Source organism: Acinetobacter sp. MF4642, assembly GCF_002018925.1.
Taxonomy (GTDB): Bacteria; Pseudomonadota; Gammaproteobacteria; order Pseudomonadales; family Moraxellaceae; genus Acinetobacter; species Acinetobacter johnsonii.
Window position 1 is genome coordinate 39,274 of the sequence record NZ_MVON01000005.1, and the last position, 19,298, is coordinate 58,571.

Genomic DNA, 19,298 nt, shown 5'->3' on the forward strand with positions numbered 1-19,298 from the left:
TTTAGTATTCATTGAGTAGCCAACCACTCCAATATGCAAAATACTCACGTAACCATGCATTATAGCGAGTGGCAAGAGGTGTCTGAGCGCTGATCATGATAGGCATTTGATAACCCTGACGTATGGCTATAGCACGGCTACGGGGGATATGAAAATCGCTGGTCACAATAGCAATCGGTTGCTGTAGGGAAATATGCTGCTTGGCTAAAATCTTTTTACTATTGATCAGATTTAACTCGGTACTGGTACTTTGATCTTCGGTGTAAATACGCTGTGCTGGGATATGGTGTACATCAATCAGATATTGTCGCATTGCTTCAGCTTCACTATTTTTTTGCTGAAAGGATAGGCCGCCACTGACGACCATAATGCTGTTGGGATGTAGCTTGGCATAGCTTGCCGCTTGATCTAAACGGCTGGCCAATGTTGGACTCGGTTTGCCATGCTTCAGACCACTGCCAAGAATTACAATAGCGGGTGCAGCGACATGAGGGGTATTTTGTTGATTTGAAAACCCTAAAAAGACGAAGAAAATAACTAAGCTAAAAACCCAAACAAAGAAAATCGCCCAAGCCCAACGCCATATTGATTGTCTGGTTGTATTGGTTTGAATATAGGCGATAAGCTTAGGATAAGCGAGTGCATAAATGATCAGGCCTAGTCCAATCAATAAGGGCAAGAGGGTGCCAAAATTAAAGCGTAGTTGTAAAACAAAATACAAGCCGTCTGCGAACAGTAATGACCCGATAATAAAACTAATGACTCTTTTTGATTTTTGCATACAAGCTTGTGGGTTATCGTTTGCATGAATTCTAGCAAATTTACGCATGAAAAAACCGAGCACTGTGGCTCGGTTTTTTTACTTGCGCTTAGTGTTTAGTAAACATCACGACGGTAACGACCTTCTTGACGTAATTGATCTAATTTTTCTTCGCCTAAGATTTCAATTAGGGCAGTATCGACATCGCTCGCCATACCATTAATGCTACCGCAGACATAAATTACGGCACCATTTTCAACCCATGTTTTAAGCTCTGTAGCTTGTTCACGCAGTTTATGGTGTACATAAACTTTCTCTGCTTGATCTCGTGAGAACGCTAAATCTAAGCGTTGTAGCATGCCTGTAGTTTGCCACGCTTCAATCGTACTTTGATAGAAGAAATCATGTTCACGTTGACGCTCACCAAAGATCAACCAGTTTTGCGTATAGTCTAGGCGGGTACGTGCATGGAGTAGACTCATTAAACCAGCGATGCCTGTGCCGTTTCCAATACAAATGATAGGACGGTTGTCATTGATCAAGTGGAAAGATTCATTGGTACGAATACGTAGTGCGATAGGTTGCTGAAGCTCGGCATGTTGGGTTAACCAACCAGAACCTAAGCCCAGTTCACCTTCTGAATCTTGCTGTTGGCGTACGACCAAACGTAACACTTGTTGAGTCGGTACACTTGCAATCGAGTATTCACGTGTAGGTAAAGGGCTCAACTGTTCCAGTAAATGTTCCAAATTGGCAAAAGGCTCAATCTCTGTGTTGAGGTTCTTATCCCAAAGCGCTTGCTCAATTGAAATGGCTAAAGACTCAACGATGCTCTGTGCTGCAATGTGATGCTTTTGCATAAAGGCTTGGATACGTGCGGTGCTGTTACCTGGCTGAACTTCAGCAATGTCACCCGCTTGCCATGTTGCATCGAAGTTGGTTTTGAGCTCAATATTATAAGCATGTGCTCCGACACTATTTGGATTGAGTACTTCACGTTGTGCCAGATTCCATTGATCAAAGGTTTTGTCAATATTCATGGCTTGAAGCTCAAGTTTGGTTGCAGAGGCAAGAGCACTGTTCCAACGTTGAATATCATTGTTATCTGCGTTGTTGACTTCAATCGTTTCAAACAAAGCATGTGCGCCATTGGCTTTTAACCAACGGTCAATACGATGTCCAAAACTACAATAGGAATCAGGGTATTCTTGAGAGCCTAAAGCCAACACGGCATAGTGAAGGTGTGACAAATCCAAAGTTGTATTTAAAAATTTCTTTTCAAAACTACTGGCTAAGTCAGGTGCTTCACCTGTGCCATAGGTACTTGCGACAAAAAGCACTTGTTCGGCAGCTTTTAAGTCATCTTGCGTTAAGTGTTGCACAGCTTTAACGCTTACAGGTTGTCTTGCTTCTTGTAAGCTGGTTGCAGTACGCCAAGCGATTTGCTCAGAAACACCTGTTTGTGTTGCATAAGCAATGAGCCATGGTTTCGCATGTGGATCGACCGGAACATTCAACGCTCCACCACGAGCTTGCTGAGTGAGTTTCTTTTGCTTACGACGTTTGAGATATAGCATCCAACCCGTTATAAAGAACAGTGGCATCATCAGTGATGCAAGCATGGCAAAGAATTGATAAATTGGGCCAAAGAAGCTACCACGGTGCACAGGAAGCATACTGCTCATGATTTTTTCATTCAGCTTCTTCTGCTCATACAACTCCATTTTTTCAATTTGTGAAGTTTGATAGTTGAAGACCGCTGAGTTTCGCGCCCGCTCATGCTGTGGAATTGCATCTACAAATGAAAGCTCAAGTGTACCATCAGGCTTTTTCGGAATATTTAGGGTCAGGGTTGAATAGTCCCGACCCACTTGTGCGTTAAATCCTGTCCATGTTTGGGTTAAAGCAATTTGTACTTGTTCTGGAGATAAGCCTTTACGCTCACTATGTTGTTCACCTTGGCCACGTGCAGTGTGCTCACCTTGTGGGCCGCCACGACCTTGTTCACGTGATTCTCCACCACGAGCACCAGCCTGTTCGCCACGTGGGCCTTGAGCTGTACCAGCATTTGGACGGGGTCCTTCTTGCATTTGGGCTTGTGGGCGCTCAACACCAAGAACTTTAAACATGCCATCACGCCACCAATCATAAGACCAGTACAGTCCTGTACAGGCCAAGATCAGATAAAAGATCACCACCCAAGTACCAACAACAGCATGCAAATCCCAAATGAAGTTACGTCCTTTCAATTTAGGTTTAATAAAAAACCATTGTTTGATGGAATGACGTTTGGGCCAACGTAAGTACAGGCCACTCAATACAAAGAAAATAAGCATGAGGGTACAAGCGCCAGTAATTTGTTTACCGACAGGACCGACAGTTAAATTACGGTGCAACTGTTGAATAAAGTTAAAAAACTCACGGCCTTTAACTTCGGGTAAGACTTCAGCAGTATACGGGTTCACCATCATGTTATAACCACGACGTGCGCCTTCTTTCTCGATATTGACCGTACTTGAAGTGGTTGACTCTTGAGCAATCGTAATACTATTGATTTTGATGGCAGGATCTTGTTTTTGGAAATGTAGATACAGCTCAGCAGGGGTTAATTTATTGTTTTGTGTTGCTTGAACGGTATAGCTATCTGGGTTCATCCATTTTAAGATTTGTTGTTCATAAGAATAGATGGCCCCTGTGACGCCCATAAGCGACAGGATAAGACCCGCAGTGATTCCCAAAAACCAATGCACTTGGAAAAATGTTTTTTTAAACATGGCGATACTTAATGGTGAGCGATTTGTTGTGCGGAAATTATACCTGAAGATTGAGAAGATAATATGGATTTAGAAATTAATATTTATTCTCATTATCATTTGTATTCGAGAGTTTAGGATATAAAAAAACCTCCAAAAGTTGGAGGTTTTTTTTACAGAAGAGAAAGGCAGGACTTAAAGTGGCTGCGCTTCACCGACTGTTTCTTTTAAATGTTTACGAATCGTATTAAACGAGAAGTTTTTGCTATCCATGCGTTTTGGCAGAATGTAAGCCCCTTCTTGGCCTTTCACTTTGAATTTAATCAACAAAAACTCAGGTGTGTTATACCATTCGTAGATGTCTTTCCAACCGATCGCACCGACACCTTCTTGCATGCCCATTTGCTGGCGCATAATCAGACCATGAGGTTGTACGCCTAAACGAATGCCTTTAATTTCCTGAACTGGAAACTCATTCATTTTGCGTTTCACATACCATTCTAAGCCGAATTTACGGACTAAAAGGTAAACCACGACGCAGGCGATTGCGACCCAACAAAAGATGGTTGAATAATTTTTGAGTAAAATTAGGCCAAGAATCGAAAGGGCTGTAACGACAGCCATGATGATCCAAGCTTTCATGCTAATTTTGTTTGTGCTACGCCAAATTTTTAATTGAGCATCGCGTTGTTCAGCTTCAGTGATTTCATAGGTCACAGGCTGTAAAGTATAAGCGTATAAATTTTTCGCGGTCATAGTGAAAGTAACAGATTTAAAACTGCAAAAAGTTTAGCATCATTTAGAGCATTTCAGTGAGTATATTGTTCCAAAATCACCCAAATTATAATGAAGCCAGTTCTGTGGCCTCATGATCCCGTTCGTGGCTTAAACTTTGCTTCAAACGACTGAACTGATTCAAGATGCTAAACATCAAGGAAAGCTGTTGTAAAATAATCAATGCCTTCTGATCTTCCTCATTATTTTGGCTTAAACGCTGACGTATGGTCTGTAGCATATTTTGCGCAGTTAAATCAGGCATTTCATCCCGCAGTAGCGCACCTTGGATATTGTCAAAAGCGCGATCCATCAATTCTAAAATTTCTGGGTCGTCAATTTTTTCGCGATGAGCCCCCAAAGCTGCAATATAGCTAATAAAAGTATGATTGAGACACAAGAACTCAAACGCCAAGCTCTTTTGCATTGGGTCAAAATCGGGCTCGGTGGCTAAAGTGGAAATGAGTGAAGCAACTTCGGCATCGGTATTGTGTGCCGCACGACGGACCACGCGATAATTCAGGCCATTGTTGCGTCCAGACTTATACTGCTCAATCACCTCAGCCAAATAATCACATTGTGCGGAAAGCGAACGATAAATTGTGCGGGGGAGGCGACGGAACTTCCAGTCAGGGAAAATGAAACTCACGCCTAACCATGCCAGACCACAGCCAATTAAGGTATCCATCATGCGCGGAAGGGCAGCTTCATATCCCATACCATCTAAGTTGAAATTAATCAGCGCCAAGATAGTAATGAAAGCGGTGGCTTGAGCGTATTGTTTACTGCGAAGCTCAAAGAAAAGTACCCCGCTGATAACCAATACGAGAAGTTGTCCTTCAATCGAAGGTACAAAGTACAATACGGCATACCCTAAAATGATTCCGACCAACGTCCCTACGATACGTAAACGTAAACGACGTTTGGTTGCGTTGAAATTGGGCTGACTGACAAATAGTGCTGTCAGTAGAATCCAGTACCCATATTCAATGTTGGTGACTTGGACAAAGATATATCCAACTAATAGTACGATAGACAGACGAATCGCGTGTCTAAATAAAACCGACTCGGGGGTGAGATGTTGTTTAATCCGAACTTTAATGTCATCCCAGCCTTTCAGGTCATCATCTTTGAGCTGGCTTTCGATATGCTTAGCTTTATCGAGTTTAATATTGCGTTCAGTCTCTAAGTTACGTAGCTGTGCATCAATCGACTTTAAGTTTTGATACAGTGAAAACAGAGCATTGACCCAAATTTGGTCATATTGTTGTTCGTCTCTGAGCTTTTCTAATGATAAACGGAGGTTTTCAAAAGCATGTTTAAAGCGTTTATTGTGGGTATAGGTTTGACGGTTTAAAATGCTGCTGCTTAAGTCCTTACAGGCTTTAGCTTGTATAGATAAGATTCGTTGAAAGCGGAATAAAATATCGCTGTGTTGAAAAATTTTCGCCAGTTTTTGATAGTCAATATGTGCTGAATCTGCACGTTCATGAATATCTTGTGCCACAAAATAATATTGCAGACTGCGACGGGTATCTCGTTGTCCACGGTCACCTTTTAAACGGGTGAGTAGGGCGGTTTTCATGTCGTTGAAAATTGCAATTAATTTACCATTTTCCAACGACAGTTCAATCATACTCTGTTGATAGCTGTTAGCTGTCATATCGACATCAAACAGGTTGGATTTGGCAAACAGAAAATCGGCGAGTGAGGAATAACACTTCGATAGATTGTCCTGCACCTGACGCACGGGAAAGAGCAGAAAACTGATGGTTGAAATAATACTATACCAAATTGCTCCAATCACCAGCAGAGACGGTTGTGTATACCAGTTGTCAAAAAGCCCGACGCCAAGCATGGAGTAAACGGAAACCACTAAGCAACCGTAGGAAATGATGGCATAACGACGTCCCAGTGAGCCCAGTAAAATCAGACCAATACACGAAACGATTAGCCCCAGTGCGAATAAAATTGGGTGTGGAAATAAAAAGTATATCGACGTTGCGGTAATGAAAAAGCCAATATAGGTAAAAATTAAATTCATGATTCGCACGGAAAAGCGGTCATCAATATCACTTAAACCCGCAGCAACTGCACCGAGTGTCAGCGGAATAGTTGCCAGTTGAAAACCCATAAAATATGGAACAAAAGCCGTCCCTGCAAAAGTAATGACCATGCGGAGGTTATACATGAAGGTTGTATTATAAGTAGCCTGTTTTAGACTCGTCAGCCATGCTTTCAAAGGGCACCTTTGTTTGTCGCTTAGGGTTGGACAATTTTCAAATATGAGAATATGTGAAATTTCACCTGCTCTGCTATAAATCATACTATGGAGCGTGTAAACTTGTCTGCAAACTCTCCTTCCAAAACATAAATTAATCCTATGTCGACTACACAGGAAAAAGCGGTCTATTCCAACGCTTGGATTCTCTTACTTGCCTCACTGACTGCGCTTGGTCCACTGTCTATTGATATGTATTTACCCGCTTTGCCACAAATGGCAGATGATTTCGGGGTAAGCACACAAATGGTGGCCAACAGCTTACCTGCGTACTTCTTAGGCTTGGCGATTGGACAACTGGGCCAGTAAGTGACCGTATTGGGCGGAAAAAACCGCTGTATTTTGGACTGAGTCTCTACATTATTGCCAGTTTACTGTGTGTGTTTGCAAACAGTGAGTGGAGTCTCATTGCCGCTCGAGTTTTGCAAGCCTTAGGCGGTTGTGTGGGCGTGGTGATTGCTCGAGCTGCGATTCGCGACCGTTTAGATATGCAAGCCTCCGCCCAAGCATTTGCCAGTATGATGATCGTGACCACCATCGCGCCGATTATTGCACCGAGTTTAGGTGCGCTGGTACTGAGTTTCAGTAGTTGGCATAGTATTTTCGGCTTTTTGATGGTCGTTGGTTTGGGAAGCCTGTGCTGTGTACATTTTTTCTTTGAAGAAACTTTAGATCCGAAGCGTCGTTTAAAGCTTAACTTTAATCAAGTTTTAAATCTCTACGGGGCGATTCTGCAAGATTCGAGCTTTAGACGCCCGATGTTTGTTGGATGCTTTGCTGGGGCTGTACTCTTTTGTTATATCAGTGCTTCTGCTGCCATTCTGATGGATGGTTATGGCTTAAATCAGCAAGTTTTTGCCTATGCCTTTGGTGCCAATGCAGTTGGGATTATGCTGTTCTCGACTTTAAATAAACGTCTGGTACAAAGGTTAAGTGTTTTTCAGCGCTTAAAATTAGGCAGTTTTTTGCAGTTGGCTGGTGTGGGGCTGCTGTTGGTAGCGGGTAGCATGACGCATGCGCCCTTATATATCGTTTGCGCAGGGATGTTTCTCGCTGTCGCAGCAATCGGCTTTACAGGGCCAAATGCCATGGCGATTGCAATGTCTGAGCAGGGTGCACGGGCAGGAACGGCTAGTGCGATTATGGGCAGCATGCAATTTGGTTGTGGTCTACTTTGTGGTGTGATTCTTAATTTTCTACTCTGGTCAGCACTTTTGAATATGGCCATTGTGATGGCTATTTTTGTGGCTTTGGCTTTGTATTATGTGTTTAAGCTTGAGCACGAAAAGTCTAAAAATTGAAGTTGTGACTATATAAAAAAAAGAGACTTATTTTAGTCTCTTTCGTTATTTAAATGAATACGTTAAATCGCACTGATTGTTTAAGATTACTGCAAAATCTTCAACTGGCACGAGTGGTGTTATAAAGCGATTGACGATCTGCCCAGGATCCGCATAACCCATCGTCATGCTGCAACCAATTCTTCATCCTGTTCAACACGATCACATGAAAATGATTCCATACGGCTTGTGGGCAAGCGTATATGTCTCGTGCTTTGGCTGTAATCATGGTCTTTTGTATCATCATGGCACTATCCATTTTTGTGCTGATGCCCATGGCTAGATTGACGGTGAAGAATAGTTCGACAGGTGCATCAAAAAATTGATCATTCCGCAGTTGCTGCTGTGCCATTTTCTATTTTTCACCTTTTTGAATTTTAAGCAAGCCATACAAGCCCCAACCATTTTCACTGCGGTGTTCAATAAAAGGCGAAATCCATTTTTCTGGATAATATGCAAAAGTTTCTTATTATTAGATGTTTTTTCAGGATGTTCAGACGGTCTAAATTGAGTTTGACGAGTTTGCTCAAACATTTTGTTAGGAGTTTTCCTATGAGCACATCTATTTGCCATAACCGTGTATTCGTGCTTGCGGATATTTTATTTATCATGCGCAATAATCGTCTGAATAGTTGGGGTTTTTTGGTGCAAAGGTGTGATTTTGACCCATCACTGAGCATAGGTGGTTATCGATTAGACTAAGACTTTAGTTATAAGAAAAAAGTATAGATATCAAATAAAACTCAGTCTATATTTAAGAAAATATGAAGAATTGTTACTTAATTATTGCAAAAGTTTGTCTAAATTGTAATTTGATGCTTCAAAGCCAATCGCGAATAACATCAATTATAGTTCAAAATTGATGGCATTAGACTTTAGTGGCAAGAGTAATAAAAGGTCATATCTTAAAACATCGAAATGTGCGATTTTTCATCTTTATAAGATTACTTTGCATATGAAAAGACCAAAACGGAGTGGTCTTTTGTGCAAAAAATTTTACTGAAATGGAATTTTTGATTCACCACTAACAATGTAATAAAGGAAGTTTGTGTATGCGTTTAGCCCTCAATAAAAAGCCATTTATCGCTCAAAGCCTAGCACTTAGTGTGGCTGCTCTGATGATGACAACAACTCATGCTGCAACTAAAGAACAACAAGAACTCGCTCAGTTACGTGCCGAAGTTGCTGAATTAAAAGCTTTAATGCAACAACAGCAACAAGTTCAACAACAACAAGCTGTTCAGATTCAACAAGTGAAAGCACAGCCAGCTCCTGTAAAAGCTGAATCTCCACTGTCTTCGTTTAAATCTAAGTCTGGCGCAGACATTAACCTATATGGTTTTGTTCGTGGCGATGCAAACTACATTATTGAAGGTGCGGACGACGACTTCAACAAAGTTTCAAGCTCTAAAGAAGATGTAAAAGACAAACTTCGTGCAACAGCGAAAACTACACGCTTAGGTTTAGATTTCAATACCAATGTTGGTGGCGACAACAAACTTGGCGGTAAAGTAGAAGTTGACTTTGCAAGTAGCGATAATGATAAAAGTGAAAATCTTCGTATCCGTCATGCATATTTAACCTATAACAACTGGTTATTTGGTCAAACCACATCTAACTTCCTGTCTAACCATGCACCAGAAATGATTGACTTCGCCACCAACGTGGGTGGCGGTACAGTACGTATTCCACAAGTACGTTATGGCTTTAATTTAGCACCTGCAACGAAACTATTCATTGCTGCGGAAGAAGGAAATGGTAGTGGTACTGGTGGTATTAAATATAGCGTACCGAACCTAACTGCGAAATTAACGCAAGGTTTTGCTGATGGCAAAGGCTCTGTATCTGCTCGTGCTTTAGTTGAAAATTATAAATCGGCTGATGACTCTGATACAGCTTGGGGCTTAGCTGCTGGTGTAAACTATCAAGTAATGGACCCACTAAAACTAAGTGCTGATGTGTCTTATGTACAGGGCAATAGCAACTATTTATACGGAAGCAATACAGCATTTTATGTAAATCCAGTAAATGGCAATATCGAGCAAAATGAAGCGTTTGGTGTACAAGTCGGTGGTACGTATAAATTCAACGAGAAATTACGTTCGACTTTAGCCTATGGCGCACTCTTTGCAGATGATGGTACTGATTACGCGCGTATAAATGATGCTGCAAATGAAGAAGTTTACCAAGCATGGATTAACTTCATCTATTCACCAGTTAAGCCGTTGGACTTAGGTGTTGAATATATCAATGGTAAACGTGATACCTTTGCTGGCGATAGCTACAAAGACAACCGTGTTGGCTTAATGGCGAAATACAGCTTCTAATCATGTGATGAAATAGTTGTAGTTTAAAAAACAGGAGCTTTAGGCTCCTGTTTTGTTTGAGTCGAGAAATTTATACACACTAAATACATTTTGAATATAGACTTAAGTATTGGGTCAGAAAAAAATAAGTGAAATAGTTGGAAACTATTGTAAAAAAATAAAGATTATCTATAAAAAATCTGCATAATGTCCGTCTTTCGCCCATGTTGTGCATTTATTGCTTGTTTTTAAAGCAATATGGGGCGGTTTTGTGATTTTTTTCAAAAACCGTATCTGTGTCCAAACATTATTGGGCATTACGTTATTTCAGTTTACTCATCGTGTAGAACTGAACATGTTATGCATCAGATCGCTTAGTTTGTTACCAATTTACCCATTGCCTGAATTTCCATACGCAAGACTGAGTTTGTCTCAGATTTACGAAATATCTCTTGAAGTATCAATGGATTCGGTGGCTTATTAGCCAGATAACAAAATCTAAGCATCCGCTTTATGGACAATTGTCATGGAATTTACTTTTAACGCTTTTTATACCTTGATTGCAGCCGTCATCGTTTTGTTACTTGGCCGCTTCTTGGTAAATAAAATTGGTTTCTTGAAACGCTACAACATTCCTGAGCCTGTCGCAGGTGGTTTAGTTGCAGCGATTATCTCCTTGGTTGTGCATAGTCTTTGGGGCTATAGCATCACGACCAGTAGCGAATTGCAAACAAGCTTTATGCTGATTTTCTTTTCCTCAATTGGTTTAAGTGCAAACTTTGCCAAATTGCGTGAGGGCGGGATCGGTCTGGTTATTTTCTTGATGGCTGTCGCATCATTTATTGTGGTGCAAAACTTTGTCGGCATTAGCCTTGCAACTTTATTGGGTATTGACCCACTTATTGGTTTGATTGCAGGTTCAATTACCTTAACTGGTGGTCATGGTACTGCGGGTGCTTGGGGTGAAATTTTAGAAGTTAAGCATGGTATCCAAGGTGCATTAGCTTTGGGTATGGCGAGTGCGACATTTGGTTTGATTATTGGTGGTTTGATTGGTGGTCCTTTAGCGAAGTTACTTATTAACCGCTATCAATTGGCAACGCCTCGCAGCAATGAACAAATTGAAAAGAGTGATAACACGCCACTGACTGATATTAATTCAACAGAATATGTACCGTTTGAATATCCACATCGTGTGCGTTTAATCACTGCGGATAATGCGATTACGACATTAGGTTTGTTTGCAGGCTGTTTGGCTTTTGCTGACTTTATGACCGGCCATATGAAAGGCACAATGCTTGAGTTACCGACTTTTGTTTGGGCGCTTGCAGGTGGTGTGATTTTACGTAATGTGTTGGAAGGTATTTTCAAAGTTCAAATCTTTGACCGTGCGATTGATGTATTTGGTAATGCATCACTGTCGTTGTACCTTGCGATGGCTTTGCTTTCATTGAAATTATGGCAATTGGCTGACCTTGCTGGTCCGCTTGTGGTGATTTTAGGTGCACAAATGATTACGATGGGCTTGTATGCTGCATTTGTAACATTCCGTGTGATGGGTAAAAACTACGATGCTGCGGTGTTATCTGCGGGTCACTGTGGATTTGGTATGGGTGCAACCCCGACTGCGGTTGCAAACATGCAGGCGATTACCAACATGTATGGTCCTTCGCACAAGGCATTCTTGATTGTGCCTTTATGCGGCGCATTCTTTGTAGACTTGATTAACGTGGCTGTCATTCAGTCTATTTTGCAATATTTTAACTAATTGAAAATGCAATTTGCCCTAGGAAACTAGGGCTTTTTTGCTTTCAGGTCTCTCGCAATAATTAGGATATCGAGATGAATGATCAATTAAATGAAACATTACTCGGGTGGGTGAATACCCTGAATGGACCTCTGTGGGACTTTTTGGTGATTTTCCTCGTTGCGGTCGGTTTGTTTTACACGCTAATTACGGGTGCAGTACAGGTTCGCTTATTTTTGCACAGCATTAAGGTCATGAAATCAAGCCGTAAGGAATGTGATGATGATCATGGCATTACACCTTTTCAGGCTTTTGTCACTGGGCTTGCTAGTCGTGTAGGTGTAGGTAATGTTGCGGGCGTTGCGATCGCAATTGCGATTGGTGGACCGGGTGCAGTATTTTGGATGTGGGTCACTGCATTTTTAGGCATGAGTTCGGCTTTTGTTGAGTCATCTCTAGCGCAGTTATTTAAGGTGCGCGACCAAGAAAATAAACAGTTCCGTGGTGGACCTGCCTACTATATTACCCAAGGCCTGAAACAAAAATGGTTGGGTGTAGTCTTTGCTGTTGCGCTTATTTCAACCTATGGTTTTGTGTTTAACGCAGTACAAGCCAATGCAATTACAGGTGCAACAGCACATGCATGGGGATGGGATAAAGCTAATTTGGCATTTGAGCTCGGTGGCATTCATATTGTGGTGTCTTGGGTTGGACTAGGTCTAGTCTTGCTGACCGCAATGATTATCTTTGGTGGGATTAAACGTATTGCCAAAGTGGCAGAAAGTTTTGTGCCATTGATGGCTTTGTTGTATTTGGCTGTTGCTTTATATATCGCCGTAATTAATTACGCTATTTTACCCGATATCTTCCAGCTCATTTTCTCTAAAGCTTTTGAGTTTGAAGCCGCTGCTGGTGGTTTCTTCGGTGCAATGGTTTCTATGGCAATGATGATGGGGATTAAACGTGGTTTATTCTCTAATGAAGCAGGTATGGGTTCAGCACCGAATGCGGCAGCTGCATCGGATGTAAAGCACCCTGTAAACCAAGGTTTGGTACAAATGCTTGGTGTATTTGTGGATACCTTCGTGGTGTGTTCATGTACAGCGATTATTATTTTGGCCTCAGGACTTTATCATGATGCGGGCTTTGAAGGCGTAGCGCTCACCCAAATGGCTTTAGAGAGCCAAATTGGTTCTTGGGGTGATGACTTCCTTGCAACGATTTTGTTCATGTTTGCCTTTTCATCAGTCATTGGTAACTATGCTTATGCTGAAGGGAATGTGCAATTTATCAATAACAATGCCAAGGTGATGTTCGTCTTCCGTATCTTTGTTTTGATTATGGTATATCTCGGTTCAGTGATGAGCGTGCCTCTCATTTGGAACACTGCGGATTTGTTCATGGGTATCATGGCCACCATTAACTTGTTTGCTATTTTGCTTTTAACACCATTCTTATTGATGCTGTTAAAAGACTATTTGGCACAGCTGAAACAAGGTGTGAAAGAGCCTGTGTTTAAATTGGATAATCATCCTAAATTTAAAGACAAAGTGAAATCAGATATTTGGTAATTATTTAGTACATAAAAAAGCCTCTACATTGATAGGGGCTTTTTTATGGCTATTTAGCCGCTAAAGTAAAAGAACAGCTGATAGAGTGCAAAACTTAAAATCAGGCTTAGCCAAATCGGGAGTTTGGTTCGAAGCATTAAAATAACAGCGATTACAAAAACTAAGTCAGTCCAATGCTTGAAATAACTTTGTCCCATTTGTATCACTAAACACAGCAGTAAACTTACCACTGCAGCATTGATCCCAATCACTGCTTTTCGTATCGCAGCTTGCTGCATAAGCCAAGACCAATAGGGCAAGGTTGCAAAGATTAAAAAGAATGAGGGCAGAAAGATTGCTAAAGTGGCTAGAATCGCATTCAGCCAAACAAAGGGCGTTAAAGGCAGTAAAGCACCTAAGTAACTGGCGAAACTAAATAAGGGGCCGGGCATGAGTTGAGCCAGCGCATAACCTAAGTCAAATTGTTCGGCAGATAAAATATGGCTGACGACGAAGTCCTGATGTAAAAGTGGCAAAATAATATGCCCGCCGCCAAAAACCAAAGATGCAGCTTGATAAAAACTAAACAGGCTCTGTGAGAAGAGTGAAGAAGATGAATGCCACAATATAAAAACTACAAAAGGCAAAACAAAGGCAATCAGCCAAAGATAAGCCTGCTTTGCATGGACTTTTGCTTTTAAGCCGCTGTCTTGGAGCTTTGATGTCGAATCTGCTGCAAAATAAATACCGACCAGAGCTGCAACTAAGATGATGATAACTTGGCTGAACGACCATGGTACAAAGTAAAGAAACAAGGTGCTAAGTAACATCAGCACATATTGCCAAATAGTTTTGCAGAAACTTGTCAACATTTGCCAAAAGGCCCAGACAACTACAGCAAAAACGATCAACTGAATGCTATGTAGTGTCATCAAACTGAGTTGATTGAAGTACTGCTGACCCAACATAGCAAGACCTGCCATGAGAAGCATAGACGGTAAGGTAAAGCCGAGCCACGCCGCGCACGCACCGCGGTAGCCTTGCAGTTGATAACCAATGGCAATACCCACTTGGCTGCTGGTCGGTCCTGGGAGCAATTGTGCGAGAGCAACCAACTGGGCATATTCAGCATCACTCAACCACCGAAGTTGTTGTACAAAATGTCGGTGAAAAAACACCAAATGAGCAGCAGGGCCACCAAAAGACAAGCAGCCCAATTTTAAAAAATGCAGAAAGATGCGAATGAGCTGCTGAGTGTGCATGTTGAATTATGCTGAAAAATTGAAACAGATTATAATAGAGAAATATGACGCTTTTACGAAAAACAACAGTACTTGGACTGCTGATTTTCATACACTATGCTGCTGGAAAACTTCGCGCTATCTCAACCTCGGTGAATCATGTTAAACATTAAACTTAGCCTTATGTCGTTTACATTGCTCGCTTTAGCAGGCTGTCAAAGCATGCCCAAAGTGGCTCAAGAAACGCCAAATCAGGCTTTTTCAGCCGAAACTGAGTCAGGTGAAGCCCAAGAGCGACTCAACCAGATCAATTTTAAACAGCTCAAAAAAGAACAGAACCGTCCAATTATTGCCTTGGTGTTGGGGAGTGGTGGTGCACGTGGTTATGCACATATTGGCGCAATTCAAGTCTTAGAGCAGTCGGGGATTCGTCCCGACTTTATCGTGGGAACCAGTGCTGGCAGTATCGTCGGATCACTGTATGCAAGTGGTAAAAATGCCAATCAAATTCGTGAGATTGCGCTGAATATGAAAGCCAATGATGTGCGCGATATTCGTTTGGACATGAAAGGTTTCTTTGATGGTCAAAAAGTTGAAGACTATGTCAATGAGCAAGTGAACGACATTCCACTTCAACGCTTACCTATCCCGATGTATGTGGTGGCCACGCAGTTAAAAGAAGGCAAAAAAGTCGTCTTTAACTATGGCAATACTGGTCAAGCAGTTCGAGCATCGGTGTCGATCCCGAGTATGTTTATTCCCACTAAAATTGGTGCTGATGAATATGTGGATGGCGGTTTAGTCAGTCCCGTGCCTGTTGATGTGGCACGTAAGTTAGGGGCGGATATTATTATCGCGGTCGATATTCTGGCGCAGCCAATGTATACCGAAACCTCAAATGTTTGGGGGCTGTTTAACCAAAATATCAATATTATGCAAAAGAACCTTGCACAAATTGAGCTGAAAAATGCTGATATTGTGATTCAGCCAGACTTACGTGAGAAAGTACATATTTTTGATATGAGTGGACGTGAGTTGACCATGCAAGCTGGGGTCGATGCAACCGTTGCGCAGTTAGGACAGATTCAAAAAGTTTTTGCGCAGAAAAATTATAAGCAGAAATTGAATATTCAAAGTATTCAAGCACGAACGCATTGATCACGCGTGATTTCAAAATAAAAGCCTGAATGGACTGGACTAGTATGTGTTTCTATAACTCGAAATACAGCCAATCAGGCTAAAAGCCATTTATATGCTGTGAAAATATCACAGCGACAATGTTTTTGAATAAATTAAAATTTAAAGAAGGCCTATAGATTCAAAAGCTTAGTCTTCTTTATATATATTTTTTTGAATGATAGTCAAATCACTATAAATAATAATGATGGTTTTGTTACCAAATTTAGCGTTCAAAACCGATATAATAAATGTCACATATCCTATTATCTTACCAATTAGAGAACGCGATGTCCCCATTAGATCAAATTGCTGCGGCTGCGGATGACCAGTCTGAACTCACTATGTCGGTCTTAATGACACCTGATATGGCGAATTTTTCAGGAAATGTGCATGGTGGCACCATTTTGAAACTGTTAGACCAAGTGGCATATGCGTGTGCAAGTCGTTTTTCAGGAAGTTATGTGGTGACCTTATCGGTTGATAAAGTTAATTTTAAAGAGCCGATTCATGTCGGCGAGTTAGTGACTTTCTTGGCAAGTGTGAACCATGTCGGTCGTACTTCAATGGAAATTGGTATTCGTGTTGAAGCACAAAATATTCAAAAGCGTACAATACGCCATACCAATAGCTGTTACTTCACCATGGTTGCGGTAGATGAAAATGGTAAGCCAAAACAAATTCCTGCATTGAATTTGGACAATGACTGGAAGCGTTGTCGTTTTGAAGCGGCAGAACAACGTAAAGTCGCGCGCTTACAAGAAAACCACCATCCTTCGTGCAGTATTTATAAAAAAGCATCGCATAGTTAAGTTTTAAAAAACGATCTCCTGTATAGGGGATCTTTTTTTATGTCTGACGTTGATGTTTTGAATAGAAGCTTATATGGGAAAACTACGCAAATTTGGCTTTTTGCACCTGTTGATCTCGAACTTCTATAGTCCATGCGCATAAATAAAAAGAAACCAAGACAGGATATATCTTGGTTTCAAGTGACGCTAAAAAGTTGTTGCGATCCAGCAGGAGAGTAAAGCCACTGGATCTCTCAATATTTCAATTATTTAGCGGCTTTTTCTTGATTCGGTTGTTCTGCTGATGCTTCCGAAGCAGGTGCATTTGCACTTAAGTCTGTAGTTTCAGCTTTTTCTTGGGTTGATACCACAACTTTGTCTTCTTGAGCTGGTGCTTGTTGAGGTGCAGCAAAAGTTGCAAAGCTCGCAGCTGTTAAAGATGTTGCAATAATTAAGTGTGAAAGTTTCATGGTTTTGGCATCCTTATATTTTATAGATAAAAATAGTTCAGACTGATCATCACATCAATTTGAACTGAGCTTCATGCTATCGCCTGAATATCTGCGGTTCAATCGAAGCAACAATGTGAAAAGTACACATTACCTAAAACTACAGATGATGAAAAAATAGTGAGCTTTAAGTAACAAGTAGAAGTTTTTTGTGAATAGATTGAGAGGGAGTGAGGAATTAATGATCAATATGGATGTTTGAAAACTCACATAAACTGTACAAAGCATGCGAATTAAGTGCAGAAGCTTAATTTTGGTTCTGAGTAAAATGTAAGTAAGTTTGTCCAATAGGGGTATAGATGAATGAAATGTCAGCCAATTGAATGCTGATTGTTCGATGCCATGGGTTTGAGATGATAAAGTTGGCTATTTAAATTAAGATGGATGTCTATTTTATTGTGCTGTTTTTGTCATATTCCATGCTAGGTATAAAATTTTGAAACTGATGTCGATGCCGCAGGCGGTTCCTACGCATATTATTTCGGGCTTTCTTGGTGCAGGTAAAACCACTTTGCTCATGCATTTGTTAGCTCAGAAACCGGAACATGAAGTTTGGGCGGTACTGATGAATGAGTTTGGGCAAATTGGCGTAGATCAACAGCTCATGCCACAAACGGAAGGCTATGCGGTGAAAGAATTACTCGGTGGTTGTTTATGTTGTAGCAGCCAACTACCGATGCAAATTGCACTGTCTCGTTTGCTTTCAGAACAAAAGCCTGATCGGCTGTTTATTGAACCCACAGGCTTGGGACATCCAGCGCAGTTATTGGAGCAACTGACCGAGCCACATTGGCACTCGACCCTGCACATGCGTGCGCCGATCACCGTGCTGGATGGTTCGCGTTTACATGATCATGCATGGACAGCACAAAATCTCTATCAGGATCAATTGAAAGCGGCGCAGATTGTGGTGGTTTCGCATCTAGCTCATATGCAAAAAACAGATCAAGATGCTCTTGAAAAACTGCAAACCGAATATCAGCCTTATGCTCAGCAGTGGCTGATGGCAGAGCAGGGCAAGATTGAGCTTGCGCAAATCGATTTTGAGTACATCGGAACAAAACGATTCAAGCAGCCTTTACTGAACGTTCAGCAACAGTTGAAAGCGACTCAACAAGATTTTCCCGAGATTAAACAGTTGCCGTATCACTATGTAGAAACGGCGCAAGGTTATAGTGTTGCAGGTTGGAAAATGCCGAAGCGTTGGGTTTTTGACTTTTACGATTTACTCGATTTGCTTTGCGAACAGCAAGATTGGCGACGGATTAAAGGAATTTTCCATACCAATCAGGGGTGGAAGGCATTTAATTTCAATCCTGAACAATTTAACTATCAAGATGTTGAAGAAGGGATTGATAACCGAGTTGAATTGATTGTTCAAAATGAAAGAGATTGGATAAGGTTTGAAAGTGCACTTTTTGCATGCCGCATTGAGTAATGACTTAAATTGTTTTAAGCAAAAAAAGCCGAAATCTTATATGCTAGTCGGCAAATTTGAGGATGGTATGTATGGCGCTTAAAGCTACAATTTATAAGGCAGATTTGAATATTGCCAATATGGATGTCCACCAATATGGGGACTATCAACTGACTTTGGCATTGCATCCTTCAGAAACCATTGAGCGTTTGATGGTGCGTTTGTTAGCGTTTGCACGTTTTGCGGATGAAGCTTTAGAGTTTACCAAAGACTTATTTGAAACCAATGAGCCTGCGCTGTGGGAAAAGGACCTCACGGGTCAGTTGGTGAAATGGATTGAAGTGGGCAGCCCAGACGAAGATAAAGTGAAAAAAGCCAGTGCACGTTGTAAGCAAGTGGCGATTGTCACTTATGGCACAGCGGTCGATGAATGGTATAAGCGCAACAGTAAGTTGAAGACATTGAACAATGTTGAAATTTGGCAGTTGTCAACTGCAAGTACTGAAGCAGTTCAGGCCCTGTGTGAGCGTACCATGCAACTTCAGTTGAATGTGATGGATGGTGAGTGGACCTTAATTGGTGACCATGCACAAGCCATTATTGAATGGACGAAATTGCAAGAAGCATGCAGTTTAACTAGATTTATTGATTGA

At 41.3% G+C, this 19,298-nt stretch carries 15 protein-coding genes and 1 pseudogene; 9 read left to right on the forward strand and 7 right to left on the reverse strand.

Translation table 11 applies throughout. The annotated features are described in order from the left end of the window. Position 1 precedes the first annotated feature (1 nt). The 4 genes from MF4642_RS04245 to yccS all read right to left on the reverse strand — a co-directional run bounded on the left by MF4642_RS04245 (position 2) and on the right by yccS (position 6,529). Positions 2–781 carry a YdcF family protein gene (locus MF4642_RS04245; protein WP_078425474.1) on the reverse strand — a complete coding sequence of 260 codons (780 nt, stop codon included), beginning with the start codon at positions 779–781 and terminating at the stop codon, positions 2–4. 95 nt (positions 782–876) lie between these two features. Then, complete coding sequence (locus tag MF4642_RS04250) at positions 877–3,534, reverse strand: PepSY domain-containing protein (protein ID WP_078425404.1); 2,658 nt, start codon at positions 3,532–3,534, stop codon at positions 877–879. Between the two features lie 174 nt (positions 3,535–3,708). Continuing rightward, positions 3,709–4,269 carry a YcxB family protein gene (locus tag MF4642_RS04255; protein ID WP_004981126.1) on the reverse strand — a complete coding sequence of 187 codons (561 nt, stop codon included), beginning with the start codon at positions 4,267–4,269 and terminating at the stop codon, positions 3,709–3,711. A gap of 85 nt (positions 4,270–4,354) precedes the next feature. Further along, entirely contained in the window at positions 4,355–6,529 is a 2,175-nt protein-coding gene (gene yccS, locus MF4642_RS04260) for a YccS family putative transporter (protein ID WP_078425475.1), read from the reverse strand. 141 nt (positions 6,530–6,670) lie between these two features. Here yccS and MF4642_RS04265 point away from each other — a divergent pair. Then, a pseudogene (locus MF4642_RS04265) lies at positions 6,671–7,869 on the forward strand (multidrug effflux MFS transporter). 100 nt (positions 7,870–7,969) lie between these two features. Here the strand turns inward: MF4642_RS04265 and MF4642_RS17330 are convergent. Further along, on the reverse strand, positions 7,970–8,260 hold the full coding sequence (locus MF4642_RS17330) for a hypothetical protein (RefSeq protein WP_153041787.1): 291 nt from the start codon (positions 8,258–8,260) through the stop codon (positions 7,970–7,972). A 200-nt stretch (positions 8,261–8,460) separates the two neighbouring features. Between MF4642_RS17330 and MF4642_RS16855 the strand changes: the two genes are divergently transcribed. The 4 genes from MF4642_RS16855 to MF4642_RS04285 all read left to right on the forward strand — a co-directional run bounded on the left by MF4642_RS16855 (position 8,461) and on the right by MF4642_RS04285 (position 13,532). Continuing rightward, positions 8,461–8,610: a hypothetical protein gene (locus tag MF4642_RS16855; RefSeq protein ID WP_161489506.1), complete on the forward strand. Its 150-nt coding sequence runs from the start codon at positions 8,461–8,463 to the stop codon at positions 8,608–8,610. Between the two features lie 350 nt (positions 8,611–8,960). Continuing rightward, on the forward strand, positions 8,961–10,235 hold the full coding sequence (locus MF4642_RS04275) for a DcaP family trimeric outer membrane transporter (protein ID WP_078425406.1): 1,275 nt from the start codon (positions 8,961–8,963) through the stop codon (positions 10,233–10,235). A 505-nt stretch (positions 10,236–10,740) separates the two neighbouring features. Further along, a complete protein-coding gene (gene gltS / locus MF4642_RS04280; protein ID WP_078425407.1) occupies positions 10,741–11,982 on the forward strand; it encodes a sodium/glutamate symporter in 1,242 nt (413 codons plus the stop codon). 74 nt (positions 11,983–12,056) lie between these two features. Continuing rightward, positions 12,057–13,532 (forward strand): alanine/glycine:cation symporter family protein, encoded by a 1,476-nt coding sequence (locus MF4642_RS04285; RefSeq protein WP_078388425.1) that lies wholly within the window; start codon positions 12,057–12,059, stop codon positions 13,530–13,532. A gap of 53 nt (positions 13,533–13,585) precedes the next feature. On the opposite strand, the gene chrA is transcribed toward MF4642_RS04285, so the two are convergent. After that, positions 13,586–14,773, reverse strand: a complete 1,188-nt coding sequence (gene chrA, locus MF4642_RS04290) for a chromate efflux transporter (protein ID WP_078425408.1) — start codon at positions 14,771–14,773, stop codon at positions 13,586–13,588. A 138-nt stretch (positions 14,774–14,911) separates the two neighbouring features. Between chrA and MF4642_RS04295 the strand changes: the two genes are divergently transcribed. Continuing rightward, positions 14,912–15,910 (forward strand): patatin-like phospholipase family protein, encoded by a 999-nt coding sequence (locus MF4642_RS04295; protein WP_078425409.1) that lies wholly within the window; start codon positions 14,912–14,914, stop codon positions 15,908–15,910. Between the two features lie 308 nt (positions 15,911–16,218). After that, positions 16,219–16,740 carry an acyl-CoA thioesterase gene (locus MF4642_RS04300; RefSeq protein WP_078425410.1) on the forward strand — a complete coding sequence of 174 codons (522 nt, stop codon included), beginning with the start codon at positions 16,219–16,221 and terminating at the stop codon, positions 16,738–16,740. Positions 16,741–16,985: 245 nt separating this feature from the next. On the opposite strand, the gene MF4642_RS04305 is transcribed toward MF4642_RS04300, so the two are convergent. Then, positions 16,986–17,189, reverse strand: coding sequence for a hypothetical protein (locus tag MF4642_RS04305; protein WP_078425411.1), 204 nt, complete (start codon positions 17,187–17,189; stop codon positions 16,986–16,988). 475 nt (positions 17,190–17,664) lie between these two features. On the opposite strand from MF4642_RS04305, the gene MF4642_RS04310 reads away from it, so the two are divergent. Continuing rightward, positions 17,665–18,666 (forward strand): CobW family GTP-binding protein, encoded by a 1,002-nt coding sequence (locus tag MF4642_RS04310; RefSeq protein WP_193791707.1) that lies wholly within the window; start codon positions 17,665–17,667, stop codon positions 18,664–18,666. 71 nt (positions 18,667–18,737) lie between these two features. Continuing rightward, positions 18,738–19,298 carry a YaeQ family protein gene (locus MF4642_RS04315; protein ID WP_078425413.1) on the forward strand — a complete coding sequence of 187 codons (561 nt, stop codon included), beginning with the start codon at positions 18,738–18,740 and terminating at the stop codon, positions 19,296–19,298.

Excerpts from the sequence above, each read along its gene's own strand:
- MF4642_RS04295 (WP_078425409.1), top strand. The coding sequence starts at position 14,912 with ATGTTAAACATTAAACTTAGCCTTATGTCGTTTACATTGCTCGCTTTA.
- chrA (WP_078425408.1), bottom strand. The coding sequence starts at position 14,773 with ATGCACACTCAGCAGCTCATTCGCATCTTTCTGCATTTTTTAAAATTG.
- MF4642_RS04300 (WP_078425410.1), top strand. The coding sequence starts at position 16,219 with ATGTCCCCATTAGATCAAATTGCTGCGGCTGCGGATGACCAGTCTGAA.
- MF4642_RS17330 (WP_153041787.1), bottom strand. The coding sequence starts at position 8,260 with ATGGCACAGCAGCAACTGCGGAATGATCAATTTTTTGATGCACCTGTC.
- MF4642_RS16855 (WP_161489506.1), top strand. The coding sequence starts at position 8,461 with ATGAGCACATCTATTTGCCATAACCGTGTATTCGTGCTTGCGGATATT.
- MF4642_RS04255 (WP_004981126.1), bottom strand. The coding sequence starts at position 4,269 with ATGACCGCGAAAAATTTATACGCTTATACTTTACAGCCTGTGACCTAT.
- MF4642_RS04245 (WP_078425474.1), bottom strand. The coding sequence starts at position 781 with ATGCAAAAATCAAAAAGAGTCATTAGTTTTATTATCGGGTCATTACTG.
- MF4642_RS04305 (WP_078425411.1), bottom strand. The coding sequence starts at position 17,189 with ATGAAACTTTCACACTTAATTATTGCAACATCTTTAACAGCTGCGAGC.
- gltS (WP_078425407.1), top strand. The coding sequence starts at position 10,741 with ATGGAATTTACTTTTAACGCTTTTTATACCTTGATTGCAGCCGTCATC.
- MF4642_RS04285 (WP_078388425.1), top strand. The coding sequence starts at position 12,057 with ATGAATGATCAATTAAATGAAACATTACTCGGGTGGGTGAATACCCTG.
- MF4642_RS04250 (WP_078425404.1), bottom strand. The coding sequence starts at position 3,534 with ATGTTTAAAAAAACATTTTTCCAAGTGCATTGGTTTTTGGGAATCACT.
- MF4642_RS04275 (WP_078425406.1), top strand. The coding sequence starts at position 8,961 with ATGCGTTTAGCCCTCAATAAAAAGCCATTTATCGCTCAAAGCCTAGCA.
- MF4642_RS04315 (WP_078425413.1), top strand. The coding sequence starts at position 18,738 with ATGGCGCTTAAAGCTACAATTTATAAGGCAGATTTGAATATTGCCAAT.